Here is a 13,455-nt window from a genome sequence, read left to right as displayed (position 1 = left end):
AACGATCAGAAGCGGTAGTTCACGCCGAATTTGATTGCATGCAGGTCGAGGTCGTTCTCCGCCTTGCGTCCGTTGGTGGTTTGGGAGGAGCCCGGCACTGTCCGGTTGGTGTAGACACGGCATGTGCCGTTCGGCAGAAACACAACGCAGACCCTCACGGTCGATGGACCTATGGCTCCGGCGGTGGCACCCGGGAAGAGGAATTCCTGATTGCCGAAATGGTCATAGGAATACTCGCCCTTCAGCGTCCAATGATTGGTGAGCGCGTACTCGAAGCCGGCGCCCAAGGTCCAACCGCGGCGTACCGCCGAGGCTTGTTCCATGAACCTCACCTGTGTGCCGGCCACCGCGCCGGTCTGTGCCAGATATTGCGTGCGCGTTTCGGTCTCGTTCAGGAACGCGATGCCGCCTGCCGCATAGAGCAAGGTGCGATCGAAGGCGTAACCGAGCCGCGCACGCAGCGAAGCCGTCCAATCAAATCTGTAGTCGGTCTTGGCCTGGAGGAAGCTACCCGCCGCCAGCTGCGGCGACTCGGTTGCGATGGCCTCCTGCGTGGCCCTCAGCTTGGTCCAGGAGAACTCGCCCTCGGCGCCGATCACCAGGCGGTTGGCGAACTGATAGTTGAATCCGCCCTGGAATCCCCTCGTGAGATCGGAGACGTCGACGTTGGCCGACTCCGTCGCGGCGACGGCGTCAGGCGTTCCGTTGCCGGTCTTGGTCACGCCCCGGCTCTTGCCCAGGCCGTAGCCGAGATGCCCGCCAACATACAAGCCGGTCCAGTCGCTTCCCGGCGCGCCGAGCGAGGCATTGCCCAATTTGACTTGTGGGAGCTTGCGGACCAGCGGACTGGTGTCGTCCAGCGTCGTCGTGTAGCTGACACGGGCCGTACGGCCTGGAGACGGGACGCCGATCGAGGTGAGCGCGCCGAAATAGTATTGATCGGTGATGTTCTCGACACTGAAGTTCACAATGGAATTGGCGTCGATCTTGTAACTGCCGAAGAGGTCGTACACGCGGTAGGACGGCCAGCTGAACGTCGCCGAGCCGGATGGCGGCCAGACGCTGCCCGAGCGCGCCGAGGAGAATTGCGTCCGCGCACCCAATGTCAGTCTCTGGTCGAACAGCCGGATGCCCGCCGTGACGCTTCCGGAATATTCCGGCGGGATATAGTTCGCGGCGTAGTCATTCTTGAGTGCACCCGTCGCGCTGGCAACCGCCGTAGAGAGCGGCGGCGCGCAGGTGGAGGCGGTCTCGCAATATTCAATCTTCGTGTATTTCGTGAAATTGCCTTCGAGGAAGACCGATCCTGCGTCGTATCCGCCGGAGATCTCGAAGCCGCGGAAGTTTGCGCCGTGGATGTTGTACCATTGGTATTTGTGATCACCCGTGACGCCTTCGTCCCCCGTCTGGAAGCGGACGATGTAATCGTCGTAGTGATTGTCGAAATAGGACAGCTTGACGCGAAGCTTGTCACCGGCGCGGACGACGTCATTGCGCAGGATGTTCACGCCGCCTTCGTAGTTCTTGGAGATCTCGGGCTGCAGGTTCGGGTTGTTCCAGAGCAGCCCCTGATAGTGCCAATGGGATTCGCGAAGACTCGGCGGACGGAAGCCTTCCTTATACTGACCATAGAACTGAATGCCTTCAACCGGCGAAATGGTGATGCCGGCATTGGGGCTCGCGCGTCCGCCGGAGCGATCCGGAAACTTGGTGAGATACCCCTCCCCCTCGGAGTTGTAGTGGTCGTAGCGCAGTCCACCGGAAAGCGTCAGCCAGCTGATCGGCTTCAGGCTTGCGTTGCTGAACGTTCCGGTCATCAGCCGCACGCCCGAGGGGCCGTTGGTCTCCCAGCCTTCCGATCCGGTAATCGAACTCGCGAACTGCTCCGCCGTCGCGTGCTCGCGCGTGAACTCCACGCCATTGTCCCAGGTGAGCTGGCCGAGAGACGTGGCGAACACCGACGTGTTGCCGGTATCGCCGCCAAGGGTCGTCATCCCCGAGGGCCCCGGCAGCAGGCCATGACGCTCCGATGCCGAGTCGCTCAGCCAGAGATTGGCCCGGAAGTTGACATGGGGATTGTCCGACGGCTGAAACTTGTACTTGGCCGTGTAGGTATCGACATGCGTTTCCGAGAGCGGAAACTGGCCATATTGCAGGATCCCCGAGTTCAGCGCGAACTGATAGCTGAGCTCGTCGATCTCGCCATAGCGCGAATTATACGAGAGGTAGCCGAGCTCGAGAGATTGGCCGTCGTCCCATTTCAGCTTTCCCTTGGCCAGGAACGAGTCGGTATTCTCCGACGTGTTGAACACTTCCTGGCCGGGGCCGACGAGCGCATTGGCGTTCGCCGCCGGCTTGAACGTGATGCCGGCAGGCACGTCCGTCCCGGCGAAATAGTTGCCCTGGACGTGCTTCGAATAGGCAACCACGAATTCGTAATTCTCCTTGATCGCTGCAACGGCCGCACTGCCCGACTGGGAGCCGCCGTTGAAGAACGATGGACGGCCCTCGCTGACTGGGTTGATCGTGGTGCTGGACAGGAAGCTCGGCGCGCGTTCCGTCACCGCATTGGTGCCGACCGTGCCCTTGAGACGAACACCGTAGGACTGGCCGTCCTTGACGATGTCGCCCGGATCGAGGGTGCGCAGATTGATCGTGCCGGCGATACCGCCGACCCCGACGCCGGTGCTCGGCCCTTTGGAGATGTCGATGCCGCCGATCAGGTCGGGATCGACATAGGTCTCGTCGCGATTTCCGATATAGCCGCGGTAGGAGCTCGTGGTCTGTCGCGCGCCGTCGACCATGGTCGCGACGCGTCCCATGCCCTGAAGACCGCGGATGTTGGGATTGATCGAGGTGCCGACATGGCTGCCCGCCGAGATCACGCCGGGCGCCGTTGACGAACACGTCGCCGGCGGACGTGGGCGGCACGCGGTCGATCTGCTCGCGCGAGACATGCGAGACGGAGCCAGGCGTCTCATAGGGCGTATCGGGCGTGAAGCCGTCGGGCCGATTGGCCGTGACGTCGATCGTATCGAGGAGAAGCGAACCGTCGGAGGGAGGCGGCGCGCCGGCCTCCTTGTTTGCCGGATCGAAGATCGTGACGGCGTTGCCGCTGGTGAAGCGATAGGACAGGCCTGATCCCGTCAGAAGCTGCGCTATCGCCTGCTGCGGCGTGAACGCGCCATTGAGACCGCCGGTTTGGCGGCCGCGCGCGATGACGCCGCTATAGACCAATTGAAGCTGCGAGGCGTCGGCGAAGCGATTGAGCGCGGTGGCGAGAGGTCCAGCCGGAATCGCATAGATTCGGACGGCGGCGCTGCTCGGATTCTGCGCAGTCTGCGCAATGGCTGCCGACGACATCATGTTCGTCGCAAACATCGCCGTCGTCGCCAGGAATGCAACCTCGATCCGTTTCCTCGTACTCGTCCCCAACACCACGCCCCCGTCACTTCACCGTCGCAACTCGCACCGGCCGCGGGCCGGTGCAGTCGCCTTCCGAGAGTGAGACGCAGGAGCTTTGGAAAAGAGGAGGTCGACGAAGCGAAGTTTTTCTTGATCAGTGATGCAGCAGGATCAGAAGGCTGCTCAGCCGCGTCGAGTGCAGACCGAGAGTTTGCTCGATAACCTCCAGTGCTTGCAGAGGATTCCCGGTATCGAAGACACCGCTGACCGGATGGCTGCCGATGGAGCCGTCGATGATTTGAATCCGTCCAGAATGATAGCGATTGAGCTCCGCGATCACCTCACCGAGAGGACGATCGACGAAGATCAGTTTGCCGCGTCGCCAGGCGGTCGCCGCATCGGCATCGACGGCCCGCACGGGGCCGAGCCCGCGGCGCGAATAATCGAGCGCCTCGCCCGGAGACAGCTCGACCGCCGTCCGGCCAGCCGCCGGATAGGACACGCCCACATGGCTTTCCAGCACGGTGACCGTCGCGGCCTCGTCGTCCTTGCGGACGGCGAACACCGTGCCGCGCGCGACGGCCTCGCCGGACGCGGCAGCGACGACGAACGGCCGCGCGGCGTCCCTGGCGACGGTAAACACGGCCTCGCCGCGCAAGAGGCGAATGCGCCGCCGCTCGCGCGAATAGTCGACGGCGATGGCGCTGGCAGTGTTCAAGGCGACGCTGCTGCCATCATCCAGCGTCACGGTCCGGGCCTCGCCGGTCGCCGTCATGGCATCTGCCTCGAGGCGCATGGGAAGGTCGAGCGCATAGCCGGCGGTGACGGCCGCCACGACCGCCGCCGCCGCGACCGCCCAGCGGCGGGGCCGGGATGTGCGAGACGGGTGCCGCCGAAGCGAGACCGCGCGGACATCACGCTGTCGCGGCAATTCCGTGCTTAGTCCGGGCCGCGGGATGCGGCCGAGATCGTCCCAGGCGCCGGCGACCTCCTCGTAAGCCGCACGATTAGCCGGCTGCATCAGCCATGCCCGGAAGCGCGCCTGCTCGCCGGCATCCAGCACCCCGGTGTCTTGGCGCACATACCATTCCGCCGCCTCGTCCAGGGCCGTCGGCTTCTCCCCGTCATTCATGGATGATTCGTCGTTCCAGCATGAAAACAGCGCCGCAAGAGTGGCGATCGCCCGCCATCTCACTCTTTAAGACGGAGCAATTCTAAAACAGAGGAGGTCAGCTGGGAGAAAAAATCAATCGCCTTCGCTCAGACGCCTGGCACAGTGAACAAGCGCGTGCCGGAGGTGCTTTTCAACCATATTCCGGCTGATTCCCATGCGCTTGGCGATCTCATCCGGCTCGAGGTCGTCGAAGCGTCGAAGGATGAAGCAATCGCGACACCGGGGCGGCAACTCGAAAACTGCCTTGGTCAGAAGCGCCAGCCGCTGCCTCGCCATGAGCTGCCGCTCGGTGTCGGCCGTCTCGTCAACCACATCGAGATGATCGGAAGGCTGAGCGGCCGCGCCAAGGCGGGTCTGCTCGCGGCGCTGCTGATCGATGACGAGGTTGCCGACGAGCCGGTAGAGATACGCACGCGGATTGGCGATCTTGTCATTGCCCGAGCTGGCAAATCGCAACCAGGCTTCCTGCACGACATCTTCGGCAGCAACGGGATTGCGGAGCTTGCGGGAGGCGTAGGACCGCAATTCTCCGTAATACGCTTCGATCAGCGCCGCGATAGGGGCAACCACTAGATCGGACATCTGAATCCGAAACACACAGCATCCACACACCGGCGCGGACAGCCATGTCATACGTTCAGGAGATTAGTGGCGCAACATCGATATCTTAGAGCACCTCCAATTTCGTGAGCCGCTGCACCATGTGCGCGTTTCATCAGGCTGCGCGCTCCGGAAATCCGCCGCCATTACTGCATCTATCAGCGGCCCGTGCTCTCGCCGGCGGAGGCGCTCGACAAGCTGCTGCGCCGACGCGCAGCACGCGACGGTGGATGAATTAGTGCACACGATCTGCGAGTGCGGGACTGCCAATCATCCCAAGAACGAGATCTCGGATGCTCATATGGAGAGAAGCTTCGACGGAGCCGCATGCCCGCGCGTGGTGAACTTGGTGGCAGAACAATCGCAGGACGTGCTTGTCTTGATTGCGTATTTCGGCTCTAATCGCGATTGAAGCGCCTATTGCGCGCCATCCTGCACGCTCCAGGGCCGTAGCGTGCTCCCCAGGCAAAGGCTGCCACACCCTATGCTTGAAGGGCGGCGACGCTTTGAGTTTCAAGGCGTCGCTCCTTCACCCAATGGAGCAGTTCATGCCGCTTGATGCGTATCGGATCAACACCGAGCCCTACTACGAGCCTCAGGCCACCGAAATCGACATCTTCACGGCCGCCTACCGTGAGCGCCTGCCGGTGATGCTGAAGGGACCGACCGGCTGTGGCAAGACCCGGTTCGTCGAACACATGGCGTGGCGGCTCGGCAAGCCGCTGATCACGGTCGCGGCCCATGAGGACATGACCGCTGCCGACCTCGCCGGTCGCTACCTCCTCGAGCCATCAGGCACAGTCTGGCATGACGGCCCTCTGACGCAAGCCGTCCGTCACGGCGGCATCTGCTATCTCGACGAAATCGTCGAAGCGCGGCAGGACACCACCGTGGTGATCCATCCGCTGACCGACGCGCGGCGCATCCTGCCGCTGGAGAAGCACAACGAGATCGTACCGGCGCATCCGGACTTCCAGCTCACGATCTCCTACAATCCCGGCTACCAGAGCGCGGTGAAGGACCTCAAGGAGTCCACCAAGCAGCGCTTCATCGCCATCGATTTCGGCTATCCCCCACCGTCCACCGAGAGCGCGATCATCATCCGCGAAAGCGGTGCGGACAGTGATTTGGCGACCCTTCTGGTCAGGATCGCCGAGCGCTCCCGCAATTTGCAGGGACACGGCCTCGACGAAGGCGCATCGACCCGGATGCTGATCCATACGGGACGCATGGTCCGCGCCGGCCTGCCGCTGACGGCTGCCGTTCAGGCCGGCATCGTGCTGCCGATCACGGATAATCCCGAGATCCGCGCGGCGCTGACCGACGCCATCGCGGCATGCGTTCCGTGAGCGCAAAGCCATCTGCCACGCTGCAAGTGTTGTTCGAGCCGGAGGGCGACGCGAGGCGGCTACACATGATCATGCGGCAGCGCGACGCATTGCGGCCGCTATTTCTGGCGACGTGGGACGCACTCTCCAGGCAATTCAATGCTGCCGAACTCGAGAACTGGGCCGGCGCAGTGCTCGAACTCGTCAACGTCAATGCTGGCCCTGCCTGCTTGATCGCCTATTGGGAGGCGAGTCGCACCGCCGCATCGGCGCGCGAGATTGCACCGCTCCTAGGCGCGGCGCAAATTGGCGCCGAAATCTGCCGCCATGCCGGTGCCGCTGCCGCAACCGCATCGTTGAACGCTCTGGCGACCGCGCGCCGTAGCTTTGAAGCTGCGGCGCTATCGCGATGGTGGCGCGCGATGGAGGTGCTGGCGCGGCAGGCGCCGGAGTCCGTGCAACCGGCCGCCAGCCGCATGGGGCAAATCCTCTTGCCCGGCACGATAGAGGCTTTCGAGGATTTCATCGCCGCTGGACTGCGCTCAGCTGCCGGAGATCGCAACCGGCGTCTTGCCTTCTTCTCCCTGCAGGATGACTTGGCGCGCCGCATGATCGCGCGCGATCCTGGCGGCGTCGGCTTCCCCAATGTCGAAGCCGAGGTGAAGGCCTTCACCACCGCATTGTGGGGCGAGCTACCGTTGCTGCGCGGCATGGCTGGCGACAGCATGGACAAGCCGCAACGCCGCAGCACGATTTCCGGTCCGATCATCCGGCTGCCGGAAACCTATCGCGGTGTGCGGGGCGATGCCGCCCGCGGGCTGTTTCGCGCCGCCACCGCACATGCGCAGGCGCATCTGGTCCTCGGACGGGCCCGGTTTCCGATCGGCACGCTGAAGCCGCTACAGGTCGCCCTGGTCAACCTGATCGAGGATGCGCGTGTCGAGACACTGGCAATGCGCGCCCTGCCTGGATTGCGCCGGCTGTGGGCGCCCTACCATGTCGCCGAGCCCCGCGGCATCGCGACCGCCCCGGTGCTGCTGGCGCGGCTGGCGCGTGCGCTGTTCGATCCGGCCCATGTCGACGATGACGGCTTCGTCGCCAAGGGCCGCGCCCTGTTCGCAGCCGCGCTGCCGCGCATCGAGGATTCCGCGATCAGCCGCGAGATCGGCACGTTGCTCGGCAACGACCTCGGCCAGATGCGGGTGCAGTTCAATGCCAGGACCTATGTGGTCGAACCGGTGTACCGCGACGATGGACTGGGACTGTGGGATTTCGGCGCAGACGCGCAGCCCCCGGACGACGTGCTGGACCTGTTCATCGATGCCATGCGCGTGGACTCACAGGAGAGTGCTGACGGCAGCAACCAGCGGGCCGAACCTGGCAACGCCGAGGCCGGGATCGCCCGCGGTCGCCCCGTCGCGCCCGATGACCGCGGCACGGTCATCGCGCGCTATCCGGAATGGGACCGAGTCCATGGCATCGAACGGCCCGACTGGACCGTCGTACGCGAGGTCGCAGCCAAAACCGCCGATCCGCATACGATCGACGAGGCGCTCGACCGCTCGGGCGCCGTGCGCAACCGCGTCGCGCGCCTGGTGCGGGGCCTCCGTATCGGCCGCACGGTGCGCCTGAAGCGGCAGCATGACGGGCACGATCTCGATGTCGATGCGATGCTGGACGCCGGCATCGCCTTGCGCAGCGGCCGGGAGCCTGACCCTCGCGTGTTCCGCTCATCGAAATCGGTGCATCGCGATCTCTCCGCGCTGCTCCTCATCGACACATCGCACTCGACATCCGACCGGCTACTATCTGGCTCAACCGTTCTCGATGTCGAACGCCTCGCCGTCGCGATCCTCTCCGAAGCGATGGATCGGCTCGGCGATCCCTTCGGCCTGCTCTCCTTCGCCTCCGACGGCCGCGAGGACGTCAGAATGACCGTGATCAAAGGCTTCGATGAGGCTTACGACCGGCATTGCCGGGCCCGGCTGGCAGGGCTCAGCTCCGGCCTGTCGACCCGGCTCGGCACGGCACTGCGCCACGCCGGCAACGTGATGGCGACCGCCTCGACCAGCCGAAGGCTTCTGATCGTGCTCACCGACGGGGAGCCGTCCGACATCGATGTGGCCGATCCGCTCGATCTCGTCGAGGATGCCAGACGCGCAGCGGTCGATCTCCATCGTCGCGGCATCGACGCCTATGGCGTCGTGCTCGGCACAGCCGGCATCGCTTCCGCCCCGCGCATCTTCGGACGCGGCAACACCATGCTGGTGCCGCGGGTCGAGAATCTGCCGGCACGGCTGTCGGAGCTCTATTTCCGTCTGGCGCGGCGCTAGGAATCGCTCCAGTCCGTTAGTGGGGACAGGCATCACTTCCTTCGACGCGCCAGGGGGGCATCGAGTGCAGCATGGGCTGCGACATGGAACGACGCGTCGAGTGCGCGTGCCAGGACACCACCATCCGGGGCAAGAATACGCGATACAAGGCCTGCACCGTTCGGCGCCAACGAACATCCGGCCAGCGCGCCACAGCGGCCGGCGGCCTGCTCCATGTCGGCCAACGCCGGCAATCGGTCCGGCGGCGCAATCAGCACGAAGTTTGCCACGGCGGCCATCGGGCCCAGCGCCCCGTTGCGCGTCTCGTCGCCGTCGATCGCGCCGATGTCCTTCATCAGCAACCTGGCGCCCGGGCGTGATACGCTCAACCGGCTCTCGAAGCGCGCGAACTGCCTCGCCTTCGCTTTGGGATCGTGGACCGCAAAACCATCGGCGAGACACAGCACGGCATCGTCGGCAACCACGGCTTCCGTTTCCAAGGTGAGATCGGCACCTGGAAACAGCACGTAGGGATCGCTGGTCAAGGCGCAGAACGCGCCCTCTTCCACCCTCACGGCTTGTCGCTGGATTGCGCCGCTCGCGCGGCCGTCATGCACGACGGTCGCGGCCTGGGTCGTCATGTGAAACGCGGCTTGGTCACCAACGCGCACGTCAAGCTTGATGCGGTCGCCGGCATACAAACCGCCCGAGGCGGATTGCAGATAGAGCGTGAGCAGATCGGGCCTGACTGTATCGAGATAGAACCCGCGGGTGATATGCAGGGGATAGCCGATCTGCTGACGGCGCAAGACGCTGCGACCGCCGGCGCGATCGACGACCAACGCGCCATCGAGCGAACGCCCGGTCTCAGACCCGGAACAGGACTGCAGCAGAGATCGCATCGACGACCGCCTCCACGCCGACGCCGCTCTTCAAATTGGTCGGTATCACCGGCTTCGTGCCCCGCACCTGCCGTGCATCCGCCAGCATGCGATCGAGATCGACGCCGACATGGGGCGCGAGATCGACCTTGTTGACGACAAGCAGGTCACAACGCAGCAGGCCGGGCCCTCTCTTGCGCGGAATGTCGTCGCCGCCGGCGACGTCGATCACGAAGATCCACCAGTCGACCAGATCGAGCGAGAAGGTCGAGGCGAGATTGTCGCCGCCGGATTCGAACAGGATCAGCTCCAATCCCGGGAAGCGGGCTTCGAGGTCGTCCCCCGCCGCAATGTTCAGCGTGGGATCTTCCCGGATCACGGTGTGCGGGCAGGCGCCGGCCTCGACCGCCGAAACGCGGGCAGGATCGATCAGTCCGGAGCGCCGCAACCGCTCGGCGTCTTCCTTGGTGACGAGATCGTTGGTGACGACGGCAAAGTCGATGTTGCGCCGCTGAAGCACCGGGATCAGCGCCTCGATCAGCGCCGTCTTGCCCGAACCGACCGGGCCGCCAATTCCAACCCGCGCCGCGCTGGCGCCGCCGCGGGCCTCGTTGTCAGATACACGCAAGGCATGAAACATGGCTCACCTCAACATGTAGCGGCGGGCCAGCGGCAGTTCGCGGGCCGGCTCGCAAGTTGCCAGCACACCGTCGACAAACACATCGAAGGTCTCCGGATCGACGGTGACGTGCGGACATGCGTCGTTCCACAGCATGTCCCGCTTGCTCAGCTTGCGTGTGCCTCGCACCGGCAGCAGCTTCTTGGCCAATCCCAGCTCGGCGCCCAGGTCGCGCGCCAGCGCCAGCGGATGGACGAAGCAGGCCGACAGCGCCGACGCGGCCCTGCCGAACGCGCCCCATTGCGGCCGCATCAGTATCGGCTCGCATGTCATCAGCGATGCCGCGCTATCGCCCATTGCGCCCCAGGCGATGAAGCCGCCCTTGATGACGAGCTCCGGCTTGATGCCGAAGAAGGCCGGCCGCCACACCACGATGTCGGCGATCTTGCCCGGCTCCAGCGATCCGACCTGGTCGGCGATGCCGAACGTCCTGGCGGCATTGATGGTGTATTTGGCGATGTAGCGCTTGATACGCGCATTGTCGCCAAAGCCCGGCTTGTCCTCCGGCAACGCACCGCGCTGGTCCTTCATCTTGGAGGCAAGCTGCCAGGTCCGGCAGATCACTTCGTGGATACGGCCCATGCCCTGGCTATCGGAGCCCAGCATCGAGATCGCGCCGATGTCGTGCAGCACGTCCTCGGCCGCGATGGTCTGGGCACGAATACGGCTTTCCGCAAAGGCGACGTCCTCGGGAATCGCGGGATTGAGGTGGTGGCACACCATCGTCATATCGAGATGTTCGTCGAAGGTGTTGACGGTGTAGGGATTGGTCGGATTGGTCGAGGACGGCAGGCAATGCATCTCGCCGGCGACGCGGATGATGTCGGGCGCATGACCGCCGCCGGCGCCCTCGGTGTGGTACATGTGAATGGTGCGGCCACCGATCGCCTCCAGCGTATTTTCGACGAAGCCGGATTCATTCAGCGTATCGGTGTGGATCTGAACCTGAAAATCGTAGTCATCGGCAACCTCGAGGCAGGTGTCGATCGCCGCCGGCATCGAACCCCAATCCTCGTGCAGCTTCAGCCCCATCACCCCGGTCTCGAGCTGCTCGATCATCGGCGCCGCGCGATGGGCATTGCCGCGGCCGAGAAAGCCGAAATTCATCGGCCACGCCTCAGCGGCTTGCAGCATCTTGCCGGTGTTGAACGGTCCGCCGGAATCGATGCCGACCGTGATCGGCCCAAGCGAGCCGCCGATCATGGTGGTGATCCCGCTCGCGATCGCATGCTCGACGAGGCCCGCGCTGTCGAAATGCACATGCACGTCGATGGCGCCGGGTGTCGCGATCAGCCCCTCGCAATCCCGAACCGTGGTGCCGGTGGAGACGATCAGGTTCGGATCGACGCCGTCCATGATGGCGGGATTTCCGGCTTTGCCGAAGCCCACGATACGGCCATGGCGGATGCCGAGGTCGCCCTTGACGATCCCCAACACGGGATCGATCACCAGCACGTTGCACAGCAGGAAATCGAGCGCGCCCTCGGCGCTGGTGATCCCCGCCATGCCGATGCCGTCGCGCAGTGTCTTGCCGCCGCCATGCAGGCATTCGTCGCCATAGACCGCATGGTCGTGTTCGACCACGGCATAGAGCGAGGTATCACCGAGCCGGACGGCGTCGCCCGTGGTCGGGCCGTAAAGGGCGGCATAGTCACGCCGGTCGATCATCGCCACGCAGCAGTCTCCTTTCAGGTTTCAGGCGCCTTTGAAGCCGCGCGCACGGGCTCGCGTCAGCGCCGCCGCCTGAACGGCGGGATCGGACGCCACACCGTCGGTGAGATTGTTAAGTCCGGTCAAATGCTGGTCGCCGCCGAACTCGACCAGATTGACCTCCTTCGAGGCCCCCGGCTCGAACCGCACCGCCGTGCCGGCCGGAATGTCGAGCCGCATGTTGATGGCGCTGGCGCGATCGAACTCGAGCGCCTTGTTGACCTCGAAGAAATGAAAATGCGATCCGATCTGGATCGGGCGATCACCGGTGTTGACTGCCGTCAAGGTCAGCGTGCGTCGCCCCGCATTGAGCGCGATCTGGCCGTCCTGCGCCAGCACGGCCCCCGGACGTTCGGTGTCGGCCTCCGTGCCCGGGGCGGGCCGGATCGGCTCGTGCACCGTGACGAGCTTGGTACCGTCGGGGAAGACACATTCCACCTGGATGATGTCCATCATCGCGGCGATGCCGGGCAGCACGTCCGCGGACGACAGGACGGTCGAGCCATAGCCGATCAAGTCGGCGACGGAGCGGCCGTCACGCGCGCCCTCCAGGATCTCGTCGGTGATGAACGCGACGGCTTCCGGATAGTTCAGCTTCAGTCCGCGGGCGCGGCGGCGGCGCGCCAGCTCGGCGGCATTGAAGATGGTCAGGCGCTCCAGTTCGGTTGGCGTCAGCAGCATTCGAAATCACCCTCAATTGGCGAACAGCCGCAGATCGGCCTGGGCGTGCCGTGCCGCGGCAATATCGAGGAAAGGCACGAAACTGGACAGTTCGACCTCATCCGGTACCTCCTGCGCCGCGAGTTGCTCGATCAGCGGCAGGCATCGCTGCAGCACGCCCTGCCCTTGCAGCGCGCCCATGGCACCCAGCCTGATCGCGGCAGTGATCACGCCGGACGCAGCCGTATAGCCGGAGCAGAGTTGCGCCAGCGCCTCGTCCAGCCCGAGTTCCGACCACACCGCGCCCTGCATGACGGCGATATGCCCCAGACAATTCCCCGCCTGCACGTCATCGCGCAGCGCGATTGCCAGTGGCTGACCCAGCCGTGCGTGCGAAGCAAGAAACGCCCCCCCATTGCGGCGCGAGCCCGTACGCAACGTCTCAATCAGCGTGGAGGCCTCGACCTCGCGATCGACTGCTGCAATGGCTTCCAGATCGCCCCCGGCACGATACGACCACAGCAATGCGACCCTGTCGTAGCTGGCCCAGCGCTGCTTCAACATCGCAGCGACCAATGCCTCGAAGTCGCCCAAAGTCATGTCGCGGCGAAGTGCGAGAGCTCCCTCGATCCCATAGGAAAACGCAAAGGCCCCGCTCGGAAACGCGCCGTCCGCCTGCCAGATCGCCTGTAAAACCCGGAGCATG

Annotated in this window: 10 protein-coding genes and 1 pseudogene; 2 read left to right on the top strand and 9 right to left on the bottom strand. The window is 64.6% G+C overall.

Annotated features, from left to right (window positions below; translation table 11 throughout):
• Nucleotides 1-5: 5 nt before the first annotated feature.
• The 4 genes and pseudogenes from EDE08_RS17000 to EDE08_RS16985 all read right to left on the bottom strand — a co-directional run bounded on the left by EDE08_RS17000 (nucleotide 6) and on the right by EDE08_RS16985 (nucleotide 5,161).
• A complete protein-coding gene (locus tag EDE08_RS17000) occupies nucleotides 6-2,885 on the bottom strand; it encodes a TonB-dependent receptor domain-containing protein (RefSeq protein WP_165935986.1) in 2,880 nt (959 codons plus the stop codon).
• Between the two features lie 220 nt (nucleotides 2,886-3,105).
• Nucleotides 3,106-3,363: pseudogene (locus EDE08_RS39660) on the bottom strand (STN domain-containing protein); the annotation flags it as partial.
• Between the two features lie 196 nt (nucleotides 3,364-3,559).
• Nucleotides 3,560-4,537, bottom strand: a complete 978-nt coding sequence (locus tag EDE08_RS16990) for a FecR family protein (protein ID WP_131870199.1) — start codon at nucleotides 4,535-4,537, stop codon at nucleotides 3,560-3,562.
• Between the two features lie 114 nt (nucleotides 4,538-4,651).
• A complete protein-coding gene (locus EDE08_RS16985; RefSeq protein ID WP_165935983.1) occupies nucleotides 4,652-5,161 on the bottom strand; it encodes a sigma-70 family RNA polymerase sigma factor in 510 nt (169 codons plus the stop codon).
• A 566-nt stretch (nucleotides 5,162-5,727) separates the two neighbouring features.
• Between EDE08_RS16985 and EDE08_RS16975 the strand changes: the two genes are divergently transcribed.
• Together EDE08_RS16975 and EDE08_RS16970 are read left to right on the top strand one after the other, a co-directional pair.
• Nucleotides 5,728-6,528 (top strand): CbbQ/NirQ/NorQ/GpvN family protein, encoded by an 801-nt coding sequence (locus tag EDE08_RS16975; RefSeq protein WP_131870201.1) that lies wholly within the window; start codon nucleotides 5,728-5,730, stop codon nucleotides 6,526-6,528.
• 65 nt (nucleotides 6,529-6,593) lie between these two features.
• Complete coding sequence (locus EDE08_RS16970) at nucleotides 6,594-8,840, top strand: nitric oxide reductase activation protein NorD (RefSeq protein ID WP_245524805.1); 2,247 nt, start codon at nucleotides 6,594-6,596, stop codon at nucleotides 8,838-8,840.
• Between the two features lie 32 nt (nucleotides 8,841-8,872).
• Here the strand turns inward: EDE08_RS16970 and EDE08_RS16965 are convergent, their stop codons facing one another.
• Genes EDE08_RS16965 through EDE08_RS16945 form a run of 5 tightly spaced genes read right to left on the bottom strand, consistent with a single transcriptional unit; the run spans nucleotide 8,873 to nucleotide 13,454 of the window.
• Complete coding sequence (locus tag EDE08_RS16965; RefSeq protein ID WP_131870203.1) at nucleotides 8,873-9,721, bottom strand: urease accessory protein UreD; 849 nt, start codon at nucleotides 9,719-9,721, stop codon at nucleotides 8,873-8,875.
• Nucleotides 9,687-10,340, bottom strand: coding sequence for an urease accessory protein UreG (gene ureG, locus EDE08_RS16960; RefSeq protein WP_131870204.1), 654 nt, complete (start codon nucleotides 10,338-10,340; stop codon nucleotides 9,687-9,689). Before ureG ends, EDE08_RS16965 begins: the two co-directional genes overlap by 35 nt.
• A 3-nt stretch (nucleotides 10,341-10,343) precedes the next feature.
• On the bottom strand, nucleotides 10,344-12,053 hold the full coding sequence (gene ureC, locus EDE08_RS16955) for an urease subunit alpha (RefSeq protein WP_207913026.1): 1,710 nt from the start codon (nucleotides 12,051-12,053) through the stop codon (nucleotides 10,344-10,346).
• Nucleotides 12,054-12,074: 21 nt separating this feature from the next.
• Nucleotides 12,075-12,770 (bottom strand): urease subunit gamma, encoded by a 696-nt coding sequence (locus EDE08_RS16950; RefSeq protein ID WP_131870205.1) that lies wholly within the window; start codon nucleotides 12,768-12,770, stop codon nucleotides 12,075-12,077.
• 12 nt (nucleotides 12,771-12,782) lie between these two features.
• A complete protein-coding gene (locus tag EDE08_RS16945; protein WP_131870206.1) occupies nucleotides 12,783-13,454 on the bottom strand; it encodes an urease accessory protein UreF in 672 nt (223 codons plus the stop codon).
• Nucleotide 13,455: the final 1 nt, after the last annotated feature.

This window comes from Bradyrhizobium sp. R2.2-H, from assembly GCF_004346455.1.
Classification (GTDB): domain Bacteria; phylum Pseudomonadota; class Alphaproteobacteria; order Rhizobiales; family Xanthobacteraceae; genus Bradyrhizobium; species Bradyrhizobium diversitatis.
Note: the sequence above shows the minus strand (reverse complement) of the source record. Positions and strands in the feature narration are given on the sequence as shown.